Here is a 17,018-nt window from a genome sequence, read left to right as displayed (position 1 = left end):
CGTGCCTCCCCGCACCGCTGTGATCAAGTGCTGGGAACTCTAGGACAGGCCACTGACAACGCCGTTCGCAGGTCAGTTCTCCAGGCGGACCGGCATCAGCAGCGAGAACGTGTCCTCGTCGTCGGTCCGGCGGACCGCGAGGGGCGCGGTGGGGGCGCCGAACTCCAGGACCAGCCGGTCCCGGGCGCCGGCGTCGAGCGCGTGCAGCAGGAACGCACGGTTCACGGCCACGCGGTCCGGGGCGTCGTCGCCGTCCTCGCAGACGGCCACCGCGCCGTCGTCCGCGACGCGCAGCACGCTGACGTCGTACGGAACGCCGTCCTGTTCGTCCGGCCGGACGGGGCCGGCCTCCAGGGCCCGCCGGAGGGCAGGCACGTCGACGACGGCCCGCCGTCCGGACGGCAGCCGGACCAGGCGGCGGTAGTCGGGGAAGTCGTGCGCGAGGCACTGGCCGGCCGCCTGCCGGTCTCCGCTGTCGAGCGTCACGCGGTCACCGTCCACCGTGAGCCGGACGGGTCCCCCGCCGGTCAGCAGCGCCCGCATCGCGTCGGCGAGCGGGGCGGGCACGACGGCCTGCACGCGGGGCCCGTCGTGCCCGGCGGCACCCAGGCGCGCCACGGCGAGCCGGTACCGGTCGGTGGCCACCACGCGCAGCGCACCGTCCTCCAGGTCGAACAGGATCCCGCCGAGCACCGGCAGTCCGGGGTCGGTGCCGGCCGCGAAACGGACCGCGTCCAGCGCGGCGGCCAGTTCGGGCGCGGGGACGGAAAGCCGGACGGTGCCGGTACGGAGCGACGTCATGGGGTTCTCCCTGTGGTCGAGTAGGGCGCTGAGCGTGGAGAACTCGTCGCGGGCCTCGGACAGCCCCTGTTCGAGACGGCGAAGGTGCGCCCGGAGGAGGGTCCGCACGAGGTCCGGGTCCGCGCCGGACCAGCCGGCCAGCACCAGCCGGATGTCCGCCAGCGGCATCCCGGTCCGCCGCAGCCGGGCCAGCACCCGGGCCTCCTCCACCTGTTCCGGCGCGTACCAGCGGTAGCCGCTGACCGGGTCCACCCGGGCGGGGACCAGCACACCGGCACGGTCGTAGAACCGCAGGGCGCTCACGCCCAGGCCGCTGTCGCGGGCCGTCTCCCCGATGCTGCGCATCTCGCTCTCCACGCCGACGACTCTGGGCCCTCGACCAGGTCGAGGGTCAATCCCGCCCCTCCGCCCCGTGCCCGGCCGGCGTCGGCCGGGCACGAACGGCAGGCGCGCGGCGAGTCCGCCGAGCGCGGTCTCCTCCGCGCCGGCCGGTGCCGACGAGCAGCGCGTCCGCGTCGGTGAACGACGCCGGGAACGCGGTGCCGGCGATCTTCTCCAGCGACGCGCGGGAGTGGGCCGGGGCCTGCGCCGGCGGTCCCGCCGCGCCCGGGAGGTGCGCGATCAGGTCGAGGTGGTGCGGGGTCCACTCCAGGACGTACGCGGTGAGGACCTCGCCCCGGGTGCTCACCCGGGGCGCCGGTGCCGGCGAGTCCGGCGGCGCGGCCCGCGGCGGAACCGACGTCGTCGAGGTGGAACGCGAGCAGCCCCGGGTCCTCGTACGCGGCGGCCGGCCGGACGATCAGCGCGTCGAGGGGGTCCTCACCGGTCGGCGGCCGGTCCCCGGCCTTCCAGGAGGACACCGCGTCGACGGCCGGTTCCGTCCCGGCGGGGGTGACGGGGTGATCAGGACGTCCTGCGCGTCGATGACCAGATGGCGCACGAGGTCCCGGACGAGCCGGCCGGCGCAGCCGGAGGGCTTCGCGAAATCCTCGTCCGGCAGCCCGGCGACAGCGGCGCGCAGCGCCGTCCAGGAGCGGGAGAGGAGATCCACGCCGGCAACGCGGTGCGGCGCCCGGGGGCGGACACGTCGCGCCCGGAACGCCTACAGGAACCGCCGGACGGGCAGCACGGCGGCTTCCCTCACCCGCTGCCAGGCGTGCCGCCGCCGCCAGCGGGCCCGGTCGATCGCGACGCTGCGCTCGACGTCCGCGTCGTAGTCCCGGTCGAGACCGGCGGTGAACTCCTCGTCGAGGACGGCGAGCATGACCTCTTCGTCGTGGTCCATGGACCGCCGGTTGAAGTTGGTGGAACCGATGAGCGAGGCCACGCCGTCCACCGTGACGATCTTGGCGTGCATCATGGTCGGCTGGTACTGGCGGATCGTCACACCCGCGTCCAGCAGCCGCGCGTAGTGGTACTGGCCGGCCAGTTGGCAGGCGCGCTGGTCGGTGTGCGGGCCGGGCAGGAGGATCTCCACCGTCACCCCGCGCCGTGCGGTCGCGCACAGCAGGTCGATGAAGTAGGTGTCGGGGGCGAAGTAGGCGGTGGCCAGGCGGAAGCGGTGTTCGGCGGAGGTGAGCATGACCCGGATCAGGGTCTGCATGTCCTGCCAGCCGAAGCTGGCCGAACCGCGCACCACCTGGACGACGGAGGAACCGGGCTGGGTGTGCTCGGTGAAGCGGTCCCGGTCGTCGTAGAGGTCGTCGTGGCACTCCGCCCAGTTCTGGGCGAACGCCGCGGCTATGCCGTCCACGGCCGGACCGCGCACCTTGACGTGCGTGTCGCGCCACTCGTCCGGGTTGCGGGCGTCGCCGCACCACTCCTGTGCGATGCCGACACCGCCGGTGAACGCCGTGTGCTCGTCGACCACCAGTGCCTTGCGGTGGCAGCGGTGGTTCTGCTTGAACGGCGACAGCCACAGCGGCTTGCGGAACCAGGCCACCTGCACACCGGCGGCGTCCATGGCGTCGAGCAGTTCCGGCTCTATCTCCTTGGCGCCGAACCCGTCCAGCAGCAGCCGCACCCGGACCCCGGCCCGGGCCCGTTCCGCGAGGGCGGTGGCGAAGTCGTGGGCGATGCTGCCCCGCCAGTACACGAACGTCATCATGTCGACCGTGTGCCGCGCCGACCGGATCGCCTCCAGCATGGCCGGGAAGATCTCGTCGCCGTTGCGCAGGGCGGTGAGTTCGTTCCCCTCGGTGGCGGCCACGCCGATGAGCCGCTCCAGACGGCGCCGCAGACGCTGGACACCGGCCGGTGCGGCGTCGTCCGGCCGTTCCGCCGCGGTCGTGCGCGCGGGCGCTGAAGCCTGCTCTGGCATCGGTCCTCCACCTGCCTGTTCCGCGGCCGTCCTCGTGCTGCCGGGGCCCCGGAAGCTTAATCCGCCCCTCGGACCGCTGGCCACCGGCCTCACGGAGGGCGGCCTCGGCTAGCCTGCGAGCTCGGGTTGCCGCGGGCGCCGGGGGCGTCCGGCCGAGACGGAGGGGACGACATGGACTCTGCGGAGCTTCCACGGGTGCGGTGCGAGGTGCGGGTCCGGGCGGCCGTGGGGCGCGTCTGGGACCTGGTGACCGACATCCACCTGCCGGCCCGGCTCAGCCCGGAGCTCCAGCGGGTGGCCTGGCTCGACGGCGCGCCGCGTCCCGCGGTCGGCGCGCGCTTCGAGGGACACAACAGCCACCGTCTGCTGGGGCGGTGGCGCACCGTCTCCCAGGTGGTGAGGCTGGAGGAGCACAGGGTGTTCGCCTGGGCCGTCCTGGACGAGGACGGCCGCTTCGGGGAACCGGCACGCGACCCCGCCGAGGCGCTGGCCTCCTGGTGCTACGAACTCGACGCCGACGGCGACGGCACCCGGCTGAGCCAGACAGCCGTCCTCGGGCCGGGACGCAACGGCGTCACTCTCGCCGTCGAGCGCCGGCCGGACCGGAAGGAGGAGATCGTCGCCCTCCGCCTGCAGGAGCTCCGCTCCGGGATCGAGGGCACGCTGCGCGGCATCAAGGAACTGGCGGAGCGGGCCGGCTGACAGGAGCGCGCGGCAGCCGGCCCCGGCCTCCCCGAACGCTCAGGTCCGCGTCCGGCCGCCCTGCGCCACCCGGTCCGTCATGTCGGTCACCTGGCCGGCCGGCGGGGCCTCGGCGTCGACCTCCGTGCCGAAGTCGGAGAACTCCATCAGCGTGCTGACCTTCACCCGCTGGGGCGCGGCACCGCCCTCCGGCCGGGCGGAGGCGGGCGCCTGGAGCGTCATGTCGATCTGCTGACGGCGGATGCGGCCCTCGTCGTCGAGCCAGATCCGCATGGGCAGCGTCGGGCCGATCTGCTTGCCGAGCCGGGCGCCGCCGGGAAGCTTCGCGACGTCGATCGAGACCTTGTAGTGGGTGGTGTCGACGCCGTCGATCTTCTCGGTGCCGACCTCGGAGACGTCCTCGTCGGTGATCGCCCTGGCGTAGGCGGCGGACTGGGCGGGGTCGCCGATCTGCTGCGGGTCCACGCCCTGCCGACCGGCCACCCGCTTCAGGTCGATCCTGGTCCAGGGCTTGCCGCCGGCTTCCTGGCCGGGGACCTTCTGGTAGAGGACCTGGTCGACCACGCGCTGCTCGACGCTCCGGCCCCCGGCGGTGATGGTCATGGTGCTGTCGCCCTCGGCCAGGTCGAGGGCGCCCCGGCCGTCGGCGGTGACCGACCTGCCGTTCGCGTCGGCCTTCACCTTGACCGTCAGCTTCGCCGTCTCGGCCTCGGCCGTCCTGTCGTAGGCGTCGCGGACGGCCGTGGTGCCCTGCTCCCGGGCTCCGGCGGAGCTGCTCGCGCTCGCCGCGGCGGTGGTGGTCCCGCGGGCCTCCGCCTCGCTGTCGCCCCCGCAGCCCGTCAAGGCGACGCTCCCCATGACGACGGCCGCCGCGACCGCGCCCGCCTTCATCCCCCTGCTGCCCATGCGTGTTCCTCTCTCCTCGCGGTGGCCGACCGTGCCGGAAGTGCCGTCGGCTGCCGCCGCGAGTGCCCGGCGCGATCACGAACACGCCCGGGGGGCAGAGGTTGGCTCGTTTTCGAGATCTCCGCACAATCGGTGCAGAAAAACCGCTTCAGGGGGTAATCGAGCCACGGAAAGGGTTGCCGAGCAGCATTGTTGCCGTTTGACAACAGTGGTCGTAAGGCAACAGAGTGGCCGTGTCGGACCGCGGGGAAGGATCAGGAATGCTCCGGTGGACGGAGACCGCTCCGTGTGCTGGTCACGATCGCCCGGGGGTGGCGGTGACCCCGGTGCCGCGAACGGCGGTTCAGGCGGTCCGGCTGCCGGAGTCCGAGACGCCGTCCTCGTGCGTCTGCGCGGCCGCGGCGGCGCAGAACGCCTCCAGTCCCTCCAGCAGGGCGACCCGCTTGCCGGCGGGCATGTCCGCGAGCACCTTCCGCAACTCCCTCTCCCTGCGGGCGCGCAGGTCGGCGAGGAACGCGCGGCCCCGGCCGCTGAGGTGCAGCCGCACCTCGCGCCGGTCCTCCGGGCTCGCCACCCGTTCGACGAATCCCGCCGCGTGCAGCCGGTCGCACAGCCTGCTGGTGGACGGCGGCGTGGAGGCGAGGGACTCGGCGAGGGTGCGCAGGTTGATGCCGTCGTGGTGCTCGAGGATATGCAGCACGCGCAGCTGGGACGCGGAAGTGGGCGCCGTGGAAGCCCGGCCCCACACGACTTCCAGCAGCTCGGCGGCCGTGGTGGTCACACGAGCGACCTCGTCGGACTCCGGGCGGCGGCGGAAGGCAGTCACGATCACACTCTCGCAGGCACTGGGGTGCCTGCCAGCGTACTAGGCGCACGCGCTGGTCACGGATGACTCGGAGCGGCCGACGTGGCTCCGCGAGCGGAGCGCGTCCGGCGCCCGGCGAAAGATTGGTGTATCTACCGTCATGGACAGATTTGTGGCCGCTGAACGCGCTCTGCGCACAGCGGCTCCCCACGAGTTGCTCGACGCCATCCGTGCCGTACTGATCGACCAGTACGGCGCGGAGGACGTCGAGCTCTTCATGGCCGACTACGGCCTGACCGTGCTGCAGCCGGTCTCCGTGCTGCCGCACATCCTGGAGCCGGTGCCGGTGCACAACAGCCCGGCGGGCCGGGCCTTCGGCTCGCAGGAGCCGTACTGCGAGGAGACCCGGGACGGGCGGGCACGCCTGCACCTGCCGGTCAGCGTGCGCGGCGACCGGCTGGGCGTGCTGTCCCTCACTCTGCCCGAGGCCGGCGCCGCGCGGCGGTGGGAGTCCGAACTCGCCGAGATCGCCGAGGTGCTGGGGCACGAGGTGACGGTGGCGGAACGCGACACGGACCTGTACCTGCAGGCGCGCCGCAAGGACCGGCTGACCCTGGCCGCAGAGATGCAGTGGCAGCTGCTGCCCGGACGCTCCTGCTCCCGCCCCGAGTACGAGCTGGCGGCCCAGCTGGAGCCCGCCTACGCCATCTTCGGCGACAACTTCGACTGGTCCGCCACCGCCGACCACCTGATGCTGTACGTGACCAACGGCATGGGCGAGGGCATAGAGGCGTCCCTGCTGACGAACCTGGCCATCAACGCCCTGCGCAACGCCCGGCGCGCCGGCATCTCCATCGCCGATCAGGCGGCCCTGGCCGACCAGGCCGTCTACGCCCACTACCGGGGGCGCTGCTACCTGTCGGTCCTCATGTTCGACTTCGACCTGGCCGCCGGCCGGGCGAGCGTCGTGGACGCGGGCTCCCCGCGGCTGCTGCGGCTGCGGGGCGGCACCGTGGAGCGCGTCTCCTTCGACGCCCAGCTGCCGCTGGGCATGTTCGAGGAGACCGACTACGTGGCGCAGGACTTCGACGTCGAGCCCGGTGACCGGCTCGTCTTCGTCAGTGACGGCGTGCACGCGGTGGCGTCCCCGAAGGGGGAGGAGTACGGGGACGCGGCCCTCGCCCGGGCCATCCACTCGACCCGTCTGCTGCCCGCCGCGGAGGTGCCGCGCGCGATCCTGCGGGAGCTGACCGGCCACCGCGGCGAGGCCGTACCGGACGACGACGCGCTGGTCGTGTGCCTGGACTGGCACGGACGGCCGCCGGCCGGCTGACGGCCGGGGCGCCGGGACGTGACGATCGCGTGGAGGTTGACACACCCCGGCACGCCGATATTTGCCATGAGGCAATAATTGCCGCATGGCCCGCCGTACGGCCGGCCGTGGGACCCAGCAGGGAGACGATGCAGATGGTGGAGCACGACAAGGCCCTCGACGTGGCGCGGGACGTGGCCGGTTTCCTCGAACGGCGCCGGGAACAGATTGCCCAGCGATGGGCCGACGCCGCGCTGTTCCGCGCGGTGTTCACCGTCTCGAGGGACGAAGCGGTCGAGGCGTGCAAGGCCGTGGTGGACGCCCTGGCCGACGTGGCCCGCTCCGGGCGCCTGGAGGATGCCGAAGCGCCCGGGTTCGGGGCCGTGCGGGACCAGCTCGGCCGGATGTCCGCCTCCCGCAGCCGGGCCGGAGCCGGCCGGTCGCAGATCGCCGACGAGGTCGCCGGCCTGCGCGAGCCGGTCGGCGCGCTGCTGCGGGCCGAGTACGAGGACCCGTCGAGCGAGCGGGCGCACGCGGGCGTGCTGGCGCTGACGGTCCTGATGGGCACGCTCCGCACGGTGGTCGTGCAGACGACGGTCAGCGCGGGCGAGGAACTGATCGCCCGTCAGCGCGAGCAGCTGCTGGAGGTCGCCACCCCGGTCATCAAACTGTGGGAGGGCATCGTCGCCGTGCCGCTGATCGGCACGCTGGACAGCGCCCGCAGCCAGGTCGTCATGGAGAACCTGCTGGAAGCGATCGTCGCCGAGCGGTCCCAGTACGCCATCCTCGACATCACCGGTGTGCCGACCGTCGACTCGCTCGTCGCCCAGCACCTGATGAAGACGGTCGCCGCGGCCGGTCTGATGGGCGCGGAGTGCATCGTCTCCGGGATCCGGCCCGCCATCGCCCAGACCATCGTCCACCTCGGCATCGACCTCGGCACCGTCGTCACGCGGGCCACCCTGGCCGACGCCCTGGCCTACGCGCTCGACCGGCAGGGCATCGTCGTCCCCTCGCGCCCGGTTTCCGGAGCGAACCCGCGGTGACCGACCTCTTCGCCGCGCCTTCGGCGTCCGTCCCGGTGCTCACCCTGGGAGACGTGCTGCTGGTCACGCTCCAGGGGGAACCGCACGACAGCGCGGCCGAACAGCTGCAGCACGACATCGCCCGGCGCATCGCCTCCGCCCCGGCGCCGGTGGGCGGCCTCGTGATCGACATCTCCGGAGTGGACATCGTCGACTCCTTCCTCGCCCGCGTCCTGGCCGAGACGGCGGCGAGCGCCGGCCTGCTGGCCACGCGCACCGTCCTGGTCGGCATGCGCCCCGCCGTGGCCGTCACCCTCGTCGAGCTGGGCCTCGTCCTCCCCGGCCTGGAGACGGCCCTGGACGTCGACAGGGCCCTGTTCCTGCTGGACCGGTCCCCTTCGCCGGTCCCGCCCGCTCACCCGGAAGAGGGTGCGTGATGCATGCCCCACCCGCCTCGACGACCCGACTGCCCATCGGCTCCGACGTGGACCTGGGCCGGGTGCGTCAGTACGTGCGCCAGGCCGCCGCGAGCCTCGGTTACGGCCTGGTGCAGCAGACGAAGCTGGTGACCGCGGTCAGCGAGCTCGCCCGCAACACCCTCGTGCACGGCGGCGGCGGACACCTGGAGGTGACACGGCTGGAGGACGGTGCCGGACGCGGACTGCGGCTGTCCTTCGTCGACGCCGGCCCCGGCATCCGCGACGTCGAGCAGGCCATGACCGAGGGCTACACCTCCGGCGGCGGCCTGGGACTGGGGCTGAGCGGGGCCAGGCGACTGGTCCAGGAGTTCACCCTCGACAGCCGCCCCGGCCGGGGCACCACCGTCACCATCACCGACTGGGTCACCGGCTTCCCCCCGGCCCGCACGGAGACGCCGTGAGCGGGTCCCGGACACCCCGGTGAGGGCCGTCACGGCCTCTTCGCGCCGGGGACCGCTCAGGGCCCGGAGGCGTCCGCGTCCGGAGTGCCGCGGTCGCGTGCGGCCAGGAAGCCGAGCATGCCGTGGTGCAGCGACTCACGGGCGCGCGGGTCCATGGCCGCGAGCACGGCGGCCAGCGCGTGTGCGCGGTGCGATGCGACCTCGTCCAGCATCTGCCGGCCGTGTCCGGTGAGACGCAGTTGCACCTCACGCCGCTTGCGTGGATGCAGTACCCGCTCCATGAGACCGGCCGCCTCGACCCTGTCGCACAGCCGGCTGGCGGTCGGCAGTCCCATCTCCATGCGTTCCGCCAGAGCGGTGAGGTTGAGCCCCGGTTCCTCCTCCAGGACACGCAGGGCCCGCAACTGGTGCGCGGACAGGCGCAGGCTCGTTCCCTGAGCGGCCACGGTCCACAGGTGCGTCAGGAACTCCACCGCATCGGCGATCTCCAGCGCGACAGCCATGGGATCGTCGGCCGGCCCGATCGCCGAGTCCTCCCCGAAGCCACCGAGGCGCGTCACGAGCGCATCACTTCAACAACCACCTGCCGGTACGAACACCGTCCTCACCCCCACGCGGTACCCGAAGAGTCCCCGGGCACGCGCCACGGGCCCCGTCGAGTGCGTGACGCGGCCGGACGACGGCGCCCTCCGGCTCGGCACGGTACGCGGCGGGCCGCACGAGTGACCAGGCCCACCGGTCGCCGCGCCACCTGCTCCGGTTCCAGCGGCGGGAGGTCCGCGAACAGCCGCGTGCCGGCGCCGATCCCGGCCGGACCGGCCGGGGGGCCGCGCGGGCCGCGGCGGGGTGTCGCTGCCGACGGCGCCGATCCACCTCGCCGGGGGCTGCCGGCGGACACCGCGGTCGGCGGCCGGCCCGGAAGGGGCGCTCCGCCTCGGAGTGTGACGTGAATCGCACGGAAGACTTCGAGGGGCGTAAATCGGACAGCGGTGCGGTTACCGAATATCGGACACCTGCCACTCGCCCTTTGGAACAGGTGCCCTGGGTACCGGATGAGCCTTCGAAAGTTAGGGAAACTGATCGTTTCTCTATGTGATTCCCTGGCTCTTTGCGCGCCTATTACCTCACTTCGAGCAACCACACCACGAAATACGCAGGATTTAACGTCTTGTTCATGACTCAGCTGGACACGCGTTCTCCGGCCACCGCCAAAGACGACGGGGCCCCTGCCGACGGCATGCGCAGCAAGGGACTGGGCGGCAATTCCGTGGGCCTGTTGGGCAGCGCGGTCATCGGAGTCTCCACCGTGGCACCGGTGTACTGCCTCACCTCGACGCTCGGCTCCACCGCCGGCGAGGTCGGCGTGCAGATGCCCGCCGTGTTCCTCGCCGGCTTCCTGCCGATGCTGCTCGTCGCCTTCGCCTACCGCGAGCTGAACAAGGCCATGCCCGACTGCGGCACCTCGTTCACCTGGACGGTCAAGGCGTTCGGTCCGCGCGTGGGGTGGATGTGCGGCTGGGGCCTGGTCATCGCCACGATCATCGTGCTGTCGAACCTGGCCGGCGTCGCCACCTCCTACTTCTGGCTGCTCGCCGGCGAGGTCACCGGCAGCGACTCGGTGGCGGCGCTCGACGGGAACAAGGCCGTGCACATCGTGACCTGCCTGGCGCTCATCGCCGTCGCCACCGTGATCAGCTACCGCGGCATGACGGCGACCAAGGGCCTGCAGTACACCCTGGTGGCGCTGCAACTGCTGGTCCTGGCCGTCTTCGTGATCATGGCCTTCACCAAGGCCGGAAGCGCCGACTTCCCGACCTCGGCCGACTTCTCCTGGGCGTGGCTGAACCCCTTCGCCGTCCAGTCGTTCGCCGCGTTCACGGCCGGTCTGTCACTGTCGATCTTCATGTACTGGGGCTGGGACGCGTGTCTCACCGCCAACGAGGAGACCAGCGGCAGCAGCAGCACGCCGGGCCGTGCGGCGCTCGTCGCCATGGTCGTGCTCGTCGGCTCCTACCTGGCCACGGGCGTCGCGGCGCAGATGATCGTGGGCTCCGGCGACCGGGGCCTGGGCCTCGCGAACCCCGACACCTCGGACAACGTCTTCGCCGCCCTCGCCGGCCCCGTCATGGGTTCCGTGCTGGGCGTCGCGCTGTTCGTCGCGGTCCTCGCGTCGGCCGCGGCCAGCCTCCAGACGACGTTCATCCCCGTGGCCCGCACGGTCCTCGCCATGGCGACCTACGAGGCGCTGCCCGCCTCCTACGCCGAGGTCCACCCGCGCTATCGCACCCCGGGCCGGGCCACGGTCACCGCGGGCGTCGCGACCGGCGTCTTCTACACGGTGATGACGCTGGTCAGCGAGCACGTGCTGGTCGACACGATCTACGCGCTGGGCCTGATGATCTGCTTCTACTACGCGCTGACGGCCTTCGCCTGCGCCTGGTACTTCCGTGCCGACCTCCTGAGGTCCGGACGCGATCTCGTGTTCAAGGGAGTCTTCCCCGTCCTCGGCGGAGTGCTGCTCTCGGCGGTCTTCGCCAAGACGCTCGCCGACATGTGGGACCCCGCCTACGGGAGCGGGTCGTCCGTGTTCGGCGTCGGCTCGGTGTTCGTGATCGGCGTGGGCCTGCTCGCCCTCGGCGTGGTGATCATGAGTGTGATGCGCCGGCGGAGCCCCGCGTTCTTCCGCGGCGAGGTGCTCACGAAGTCGACGCCCGCACTGGTCGCCGAGGACTGAGCCGGCTCGCGGCGGCCGGGCCCCCGGGCAGGAGACACGGCCCGGTCGACGGGTGCCGCAGCGCGTCCGGGGCCGGACCGCTCCTGGGCGAGCCGCCGGGCGGCCCTGCGGAGAACGCCGCCGCCCCGGACGAGCGGACCGCCGCCCGGCGCCGCTCCCGGGGCCGGCTCCCTCGCCCCTGCCCGACCCCTCTGCCCGGCCTGCCCGACGACGGCCGCCGGCAAGGCGCCCGACGGGGCGCGAACGGCCCTGGCCGGTCACTGCGGCTGCACCGCGTGAAGATAGGGTGATCGGGCTCCGGGGAGCCGGAGCCCGATCTTCATGGGGTGGGAAAATGCCGAAGCACCGGCTGTCCAGAAAAGGCCGCTACATCGCCCTGGCGACGACCGGCGCCGTCGTCGTGGCAGGCGCCGGGATCGTGGCGCAGACCTCGATGGCCGCTACGGCGTGGCCGGCGCAGAAGACCTACACCGGCCGGGCGTTCGACGCCTGCACGGCGCCTTCGCTCGCCGCGATGAAGGCGTGGAAGAAGGACGCCTACTACGGCGGCGTCGCCGTCTACATCGGCGGCAAGAACCGCGGCTGCGCCCAGCCCAACCTCACCAAACCCTGGGTGAAGTCGGTCGACACCCTCGGCTGGCGGATCATCCCCCTGTACGTCGGCGCCCAGCCCCCCTGCCAGAAGAGCCGGAACAAGGAGAGGTTCACCGCGGCCACCGCGGCCTCGGTCGGGGCCGCCAACGCCAAGGACGCGGTCGCCAAGGCGTCGGCGCTCGGCATGAAGGCCGGCAGCCCGATCTACCTCAACATGGAGTCGTACGACATCGCCGACAAGGCGTGCAACGACGCCACCCTCGCCTACGTGCGCTCCTTCACCAAGACCCTGCGCGCCAAGACCTACCGCGCGGGCCTCTACGGTTTCAGCAGCTCCAGCGCCAAGGCGATCGCCACGGCCACGAACCGCACGGACCTGCCGGGCAACCTCTGGTACGCCCTGTGGAACGGCCAGGAGACCACCACCAAGGACTGGCCCTGGAACCCGAAGCTGTACACCGACCACAGCCGCGGCCACCAGTACAAGGCCAACAGCAAGGAGACCCGCGGCGGTCACACCATCAACGTCGACCGCAACGCCTGGGACGCCCCGGTCGCCATCATCGGCTGACCGGCTCGCCGTGGGGCGCTGCCGCAGGTGTCCGCCGGTTCCCGGCGCCGGACCTGCCGGCCGGCCTTCTCGCATCCCGTGAGATCGGCCGGCTCGGCCTGGAGCGTCGCGGGGCGACGCCGTGACGATCGCGCAGCAGGTCGCGGGCGTGGTCCAGGACCGCGTGCCCCTCGGCGGGGCCGGCGGTGACCAGGTGGGCCGTGGCCACGTGCGTCCCCAGGACGAGGGCCCACAGGTGCGGGTCGTGGACGTCCTCGACGCCGGTGACGGCCGCCGGGTCCACATCCGCCGGGGCGTGCTGTCCGGGCACGGCCAAGACCTCGCGGCCCGGCGCGACGGCGCGCACGGCGACGAAGCCGCCGATGGCGAGGGCGACCGGTGTCCCCGGCGCTGCCGGGAACGTCGTTGTCGGAAGGATGTCCGACGACGGCTTGTCCGTCGACTGCCGGCGCAACGTCTCCCGGCGAGGCGGCCCGCCGTACCGGGTATCAGGCCGCGACGAGCTCCTGCTCGCGGGCCGGCGTCTGGACCGTGGGCTTCTTCCTGTTCGGCAACGAGAGCCGGAAAACCTTGCGCCACGCGGAGAACACCTGCTGGGGCAGCGGCCCGGTGACGTACTCCAGCTCGTACTTCTCGAACAGCGCGCGCACCTTCACCGCGACCTCGGCGTAGCGGTTGCTCGGCAGGTCCGGGAACAGGTGGTGCTCGATCTGGTGCGACAGGTTGCCGGTCATGAAGTGCATGGCCTTGCTGCCGCTGATGTTCGCCGAGCCCATCATCTGGCGCAGGTACCACTGGCCGCGCGTCTCGCCCTCGATCGACCGGCGCTCGAAGACCTGCACGCCCTCGGGGAAGTGCCCGCACATGATCACCGAGTGGGACCAGAGGTTGCGGACCAGGTTCGCGGTGAACGTGGCGCCGAGCGTCGTGAGGAACGACGGGCCCGACAGCAGCGGGTGGACCACGTAGTCCTTGAGCACCTGCTTGCGGATCTTCCGGCCCACGGCCTTGGCCCGCGCGCGGAACTCCGGGTTCTTGCGGCGGCGCTTGCTCAGGTTCTTGCCGAGCTCCAGGTCGTACGCTGCGATGCCGTACTCGAAGAAACAGGCGTTGATGAAGTTCCACAGCGGCTGGCCGAGGTGGAAGGGGTGCCACTTCTGGTCCTCGTCGACGCGCATGATGCCGTAACCGAGGTCGTTGTCCTTGCCGATCACGTTGGTGTACGTGTGGTGCAGCTCGTTGTGCGAGTGCTTCCACTGGTCGGACGGCGAGACGTGGTCCCACTCCCAGGTGGTGGAGTGGATCTTCGGGTCCCGCATCCAGTCCCACTGGCCGTGCAGGATGTTGTGGCCGATCTCCATGTTGTCCATGATCTTCGCCACGGAGAGACCGGCGGTGCCGAGCAGCCACGCGGGCGGGAAGAACGAGAACAGCAGCACGCCCCTGCTGACCAGTTCGAGCTTGCGCTGCGCCGCGATGACCTTACGAATGTAGGCGGCGTCCTTCTCGCCACGGCTGGCGATCACCTCGTCGCGGATCGCGTCCAGCTCGCGGCCGAGCTCCTCGATCTGCTCCGCGGTCAGGTGGGCGGTGGGGTCGATGGCGGTCAAGGTGTTCCTACCGTTCGATGTCGCAGGGGCCCGCCGCGGCGGACACGCAGGTCTGGATGAGGACGCCCGGCTCGGCCTCGGTGATCTCGCCGGTGCGCAGGTCGCGGACGGCGCCCGCCTTGAGCGGCGAGACGCAGCCGAAGCAGATGCCCATACGGCACCCGGAGGGCATGAGCACGCCGGCCTCCTCGCCGACGTCCAGCAACGGCGTGGCGCCGTCCGCGTCGACGGTCCTGCCGGTGGCGCTGAACGTGACCTCGCCGCCGTCACCGGCGACGACGATGCCCGGACGGAAGCGTTCGGTGTGCAGGCGCTCCGGGACGCCGTGCTCGCTCCAGTGCTTTTCGGCGGCGTCGAGCAGGCCCGCGGGCCCGCAGGCCCAGGTCTCGCGCTCTGCCCAGTCCGGCACGAGTTCGTCGAGACGTGCGATGTCGAGCACGCCGTCCGTGTCGGTGTGCACCTCGGTGAGCCGCAGCTTCTTCTCCGCGACCAGGTCGTGCAGTTCGGAGCGGAAGATCACGTCCTGCGGCCGTGGCGCGCAGTGGACCATGACGACGTCGTCGAGCTCGATGTCGCGCAGCATGCCCATCACGGGCGTGATGCCGCTGCCGGCCGTCAGGTAGAGCACCTTGGCGGGCTTGGCCCCGGGCAGCACGAAGTCACCTGTCGGCTGGTCGAGCTGGATCAGCGTGCCCGGTTTCGCCCTGCGGACCAGGTGGTTGCTGACCTTGCCGTCCGGGATCGCCTTCACGGTGATCGTGACGCGGCCGTCCTGACGGTGCGTCGGCGAGGTGAGGGAGTAGGCACGCCACAGGCGCACCCCGTCGACGTCGACCCCGATCCGCACGTACTGGCCGGCTGTGTGCCCGCGCCAGCCCCGTCCCGGCCTGATCACGACAGTCGCCGCGTCACCCGTCTCGGGGTGCACGGCCTCGATGCGTCCCCGCAGGTCAGCGCCCGCGCGCAGCGGGCTGACCAGATCGAGGTAGTCCGACGGCAGCAGCGGCGTCGTGACCATCTCCAGTAGTTTCCACGCCCTGCTGCGAAGGGCTGCACTCGTCATGACTCCAGCTTGCTGCGCCTCAGGGCGTAAAGTCCTGACCGCAGGACGTGAATCTGGTGGGCGGAATTGTTCGCAGGGAATAAAAACATGAGTCGTGTAACCCAGAGGGCCAGTGAACTGGCCCTGGATGAGACGACGGTCACCGCACTGCGGGCCGCACTGAAGACCACCGCCGACGAGGTCGTCCAGGCGATCATCGACGAGGTCCCTCCCTACGCCAACGCCCTTTCGGGCAGCATGGGCGGCACCATCCGCCGAGCCGTCCGCACCGCCCTGGGGCACTACCTGGACCTCGCGAGCGGGAACGCCACCGGCGGCGACGGCGGTGACGCCGCCTACGAGCTGGGCAGGGGCGAGGTGCGCGACGGCCGTTCGATGGACGCCCTGCTCAGCGCCTACCGCGTCGGCGCCCGCGTGGCCTGGCGATGCCTGGCAGCAGGTGCGGTACCCGCAGGTCTGCCCGCCGCCGAGGTCGCCAAGTTCGCCGAGCTGACCTTCGCCTACATCGACGAGCTCTCCGCCGCGAGCGCCGCGGGCCACGCCGACGAACTGGCCGCCCAGGGCCGGGCCCAGGAGCGCCACCTGGAACAACTGGCCCGCGACCTCCTCGCCGGCGCGAGCCCGGACGTACTGCTCGTGTCAGCTCAACGGGCCGGGTGGCAGCCTCCGGTTTCGCTGACCGCGGTCCTGCTGCCCGCCGCCCAGGCCCGGCCTGCCTACCGCGTGCTCGACCCGAGCACCCTCGTCCTCGACGATCTGCCGGACACCACCGGTGTGCTGCTCGTCCCCGATGCCGACCGATCACATCTCATGCGACAGCTGACCGACCGCACCGCCGTGGTGGGCCCGGCCCGGCCGTGGACGCGTGTGTCGGCCTCGTACGCACGAGCCGTACGCGCGCGCTCCCTCTCCTCCGACGTCCGCGACACCGAGGAGCACCTGTCCGAGCTGGTGCTGAGCGCCGACATGGACGCTTTCGTGGACCTGCGCGCCCGAGCCCTCGCACCGCTCAGGACCTTGTCCGACGCGACCGCGCGGCGGCTGGAGGAGACGTTGCGGGCGTGGCTGCTGCACCAGGGCAGGCGGGACGAGGTGGCGGCGGCGTTGTTCGTCCATCCCCAGACCGTCCGGTACCGGATGTCGCAGGTGCGGGAGCTGTTCCCGGATCTCGCATCACCGCACCGGGTCCTCGAACTGACGCTGGCGGTCGGTCTTCGGGGCAGGTGACGCGTTCCCCGACCGTCCACGGCCACATCCGGGGGCGGTCCGGGGACCGTGCCCCAGCCGTGTCCGTCCCCGGAGGTGCCCGACTGCCGCTACCGACGCGCGCGCCGAACACGTACGGGCCCGCGCGTCTGCGTCTCCACGACGGGCCGGCCGCCCTGCGTCACCTCGACCTCGCCGTCGTCCACCGGACGCCATGCCGCGCGGCGGGCCGGTTCCATCAGGGCCCGCCGGCCGTCGTCGTCACCCTCGTAGACCGCGCGCGCCGCGTCGGACGGACAGACCGACGCGGTGTCGGCACGGCGCTCCAGCAGGCTCATGATGGTCTTCTCCAGCCGTTGGCCGAGCTGCCGGTCCGTCCCCTCCATGCGATCCGGTGTGCCGCAGGGCCTGTACGGACGGCAGGACGAGTCGCCGTCCGCACCGTGGCGGCCCGGCTCGACCGAAGCGCTTCCGGATCCGCTCCGCGCG

General features: G+C 72.1%; 17 protein-coding genes and 1 pseudogene. 8 read left to right on the top strand and 10 right to left on the bottom strand.

The genetic code is table 11. From position 1 onward, the window contains the following. Positions 1-72: 72 nt before the first annotated feature. The 3 genes and pseudogenes from ACZ4V6_RS11425 to ACZ4V6_RS11415 all read right to left on the bottom strand — a co-directional run bounded on the left by ACZ4V6_RS11425 (position 73) and on the right by ACZ4V6_RS11415 (position 3,121). Entirely contained in the window at positions 73-1,146 is a 1,074-nt protein-coding gene (locus tag ACZ4V6_RS11425) for a DNA polymerase III subunit beta family protein (RefSeq protein WP_467825637.1), read from the bottom strand. Positions 1,147-1,230: 84 nt separating this feature from the next. Continuing rightward, positions 1,231-1,852, bottom strand: a pseudogene (locus ACZ4V6_RS11420) (maleylpyruvate isomerase N-terminal domain-containing protein); the annotation flags it as partial. A gap of 51 nt (positions 1,853-1,903) precedes the next feature. Next, on the bottom strand, positions 1,904-3,121 hold the full coding sequence (locus ACZ4V6_RS11415; RefSeq protein ID WP_467825234.1) for a phospholipase D-like domain-containing protein: 1,218 nt from the start codon (positions 3,119-3,121) through the stop codon (positions 1,904-1,906). A gap of 171 nt (positions 3,122-3,292) precedes the next feature. Between ACZ4V6_RS11415 and ACZ4V6_RS11410 the strand changes: the two genes are divergently transcribed. Further along, positions 3,293-3,823 (top strand): SRPBCC family protein, encoded by a 531-nt coding sequence (locus ACZ4V6_RS11410; protein ID WP_467825231.1) that lies wholly within the window; start codon positions 3,293-3,295, stop codon positions 3,821-3,823. A gap of 39 nt (positions 3,824-3,862) precedes the next feature. Here ACZ4V6_RS11410 and ACZ4V6_RS11405 read toward each other — a convergent pair whose 3' ends face one another. Beyond that, positions 3,863-4,729, bottom strand: a complete 867-nt coding sequence (locus tag ACZ4V6_RS11405) for an SCO4651 family lipoprotein (RefSeq protein WP_467825228.1) — start codon at positions 4,727-4,729, stop codon at positions 3,863-3,865. 343 nt (positions 4,730-5,072) lie between these two features. Continuing rightward, a complete protein-coding gene (locus tag ACZ4V6_RS11400) occupies positions 5,073-5,510 on the bottom strand; it encodes a MarR family transcriptional regulator (RefSeq protein WP_467825635.1) in 438 nt (145 codons plus the stop codon). 184 nt (positions 5,511-5,694) lie between these two features. Here ACZ4V6_RS11400 and ACZ4V6_RS11395 point away from each other — a divergent pair, with 184 nt between their 5' ends. The 4 genes from ACZ4V6_RS11395 to ACZ4V6_RS11380 all read left to right on the top strand — a co-directional run bounded on the left by ACZ4V6_RS11395 (position 5,695) and on the right by ACZ4V6_RS11380 (position 8,751). Continuing rightward, the gene (locus ACZ4V6_RS11395) at positions 5,695-6,867 is read left to right on the top strand and encodes a PP2C family protein-serine/threonine phosphatase (protein ID WP_467825225.1); all 1,173 of its coding nucleotides are present in this window, start codon (positions 5,695-5,697) and stop codon (positions 6,865-6,867) included. 128 nt (positions 6,868-6,995) lie between these two features. Further along, a complete protein-coding gene (locus ACZ4V6_RS11390; protein ID WP_467825222.1) occupies positions 6,996-7,892 on the top strand; it encodes an STAS domain-containing protein in 897 nt (298 codons plus the stop codon). After that, positions 7,889-8,308, top strand: a complete 420-nt coding sequence (locus ACZ4V6_RS11385; RefSeq protein ID WP_467825220.1) for an STAS domain-containing protein — start codon at positions 7,889-7,891, stop codon at positions 8,306-8,308. Before ACZ4V6_RS11390 ends, ACZ4V6_RS11385 begins: the two co-directional genes overlap by 4 nt. Then, the gene (locus ACZ4V6_RS11380; RefSeq protein WP_467825632.1) at positions 8,308-8,751 is read left to right on the top strand and encodes an ATP-binding protein; all 444 of its coding nucleotides are present in this window, start codon (positions 8,308-8,310) and stop codon (positions 8,749-8,751) included. Before ACZ4V6_RS11385 ends, ACZ4V6_RS11380 begins: the two co-directional genes overlap by 1 nt. A 56-nt stretch (positions 8,752-8,807) precedes the next feature. On the opposite strand, the gene ACZ4V6_RS11375 is transcribed toward ACZ4V6_RS11380, so the two are convergent. Beyond that, positions 8,808-9,311, bottom strand: a complete 504-nt coding sequence (locus tag ACZ4V6_RS11375) for a MarR family winged helix-turn-helix transcriptional regulator (protein WP_467825217.1) — start codon at positions 9,309-9,311, stop codon at positions 8,808-8,810. Between the two features lie 614 nt (positions 9,312-9,925). Between ACZ4V6_RS11375 and ACZ4V6_RS11370 the strand changes: the two genes are divergently transcribed. Continuing rightward, on the top strand, positions 9,926-11,485 hold the full coding sequence (locus ACZ4V6_RS11370; RefSeq protein ID WP_467825215.1) for an APC family permease: 1,560 nt from the start codon (positions 9,926-9,928) through the stop codon (positions 11,483-11,485). Positions 11,486-11,819: 334 nt separating this feature from the next. Next, positions 11,820-12,650 (top strand): glycoside hydrolase domain-containing protein, encoded by an 831-nt coding sequence (locus ACZ4V6_RS11365; RefSeq protein WP_467825213.1) that lies wholly within the window; start codon positions 11,820-11,822, stop codon positions 12,648-12,650. Here ACZ4V6_RS11365 and ACZ4V6_RS11360 read toward each other — a convergent pair. From ACZ4V6_RS11360 to ACZ4V6_RS11350, 3 genes are read right to left on the bottom strand one after another with little or no spacing between them, the layout of a single operon-like run. Then, a complete protein-coding gene (locus ACZ4V6_RS11360; RefSeq protein ID WP_467825211.1) occupies positions 12,640-13,104 on the bottom strand; it encodes a cation transporter dimerization domain-containing protein in 465 nt (154 codons plus the stop codon). The genes ACZ4V6_RS11365 and ACZ4V6_RS11360 overlap by 11 nt on opposite strands. A 34-nt stretch (positions 13,105-13,138) precedes the next feature. Beyond that, a complete protein-coding gene (locus ACZ4V6_RS11355; protein ID WP_467825209.1) occupies positions 13,139-14,260 on the bottom strand; it encodes a fatty acid desaturase family protein in 1,122 nt (373 codons plus the stop codon). Between the two features lie 7 nt (positions 14,261-14,267). Continuing rightward, positions 14,268-15,278, bottom strand: coding sequence for a ferredoxin reductase (locus ACZ4V6_RS11350; RefSeq protein WP_467825630.1), 1,011 nt, complete (start codon positions 15,276-15,278; stop codon positions 14,268-14,270). A gap of 132 nt (positions 15,279-15,410) precedes the next feature. On the opposite strand from ACZ4V6_RS11350, the gene ACZ4V6_RS11345 reads away from it, so the two are divergent. Next, positions 15,411-16,550 (top strand): PucR family transcriptional regulator, encoded by a 1,140-nt coding sequence (locus ACZ4V6_RS11345; RefSeq protein WP_467825206.1) that lies wholly within the window; start codon positions 15,411-15,413, stop codon positions 16,548-16,550. Between the two features lie 89 nt (positions 16,551-16,639). On the opposite strand, the gene ACZ4V6_RS11340 is transcribed toward ACZ4V6_RS11345, so the two are convergent. Further along, on the bottom strand, positions 16,640-16,915 hold the full coding sequence (locus ACZ4V6_RS11340) for a DUF3253 domain-containing protein (RefSeq protein ID WP_467825204.1): 276 nt from the start codon (positions 16,913-16,915) through the stop codon (positions 16,640-16,642). Positions 16,916-17,018: the final 103 nt, after the last annotated feature.

It is taken from the genome of Streptomyces sp. NPDC029152 (genome assembly GCF_055564355.1).
Note: the sequence above shows the minus strand (reverse complement) of the source record. Positions and strands in the feature narration are given on the sequence as shown.

Coding starts and splice junctions, on each gene's coding strand:
- ACZ4V6_RS11425 (WP_467825637.1), bottom strand. CDS start 1,146: ATGCGCAGCATCGGGGAGACGGCCCGCGACAGCGGCCTGGGCGTGAGC.
- ACZ4V6_RS11415 (WP_467825234.1), bottom strand. CDS start 3,121: ATGCCAGAGCAGGCTTCAGCGCCCGCGCGCACGACCGCGGCGGAACGG.
- ACZ4V6_RS11410 (WP_467825231.1), top strand. CDS start 3,293: ATGGACTCTGCGGAGCTTCCACGGGTGCGGTGCGAGGTGCGGGTCCGG.
- ACZ4V6_RS11405 (WP_467825228.1), bottom strand. CDS start 4,729: ATGGGCAGCAGGGGGATGAAGGCGGGCGCGGTCGCGGCGGCCGTCGTC.
- ACZ4V6_RS11395 (WP_467825225.1), top strand. CDS start 5,695: ATGGACAGATTTGTGGCCGCTGAACGCGCTCTGCGCACAGCGGCTCCC.
- ACZ4V6_RS11390 (WP_467825222.1), top strand. CDS start 6,996: ATGCAGATGGTGGAGCACGACAAGGCCCTCGACGTGGCGCGGGACGTG.
- ACZ4V6_RS11380 (WP_467825632.1), top strand. CDS start 8,308: ATGCATGCCCCACCCGCCTCGACGACCCGACTGCCCATCGGCTCCGAC.
- ACZ4V6_RS11370 (WP_467825215.1), top strand. CDS start 9,926: ATGACTCAGCTGGACACGCGTTCTCCGGCCACCGCCAAAGACGACGGG.
- ACZ4V6_RS11365 (WP_467825213.1), top strand. CDS start 11,820: ATGCCGAAGCACCGGCTGTCCAGAAAAGGCCGCTACATCGCCCTGGCG.
- ACZ4V6_RS11350 (WP_467825630.1), bottom strand. CDS start 15,278: ATGGTCACGACGCCGCTGCTGCCGTCGGACTACCTCGATCTGGTCAGC.
- ACZ4V6_RS11345 (WP_467825206.1), top strand. CDS start 15,411: ATGAGTCGTGTAACCCAGAGGGCCAGTGAACTGGCCCTGGATGAGACG.
- ACZ4V6_RS11340 (WP_467825204.1), bottom strand. CDS start 16,915: ATGGAGGGGACGGACCGGCAGCTCGGCCAACGGCTGGAGAAGACCATC.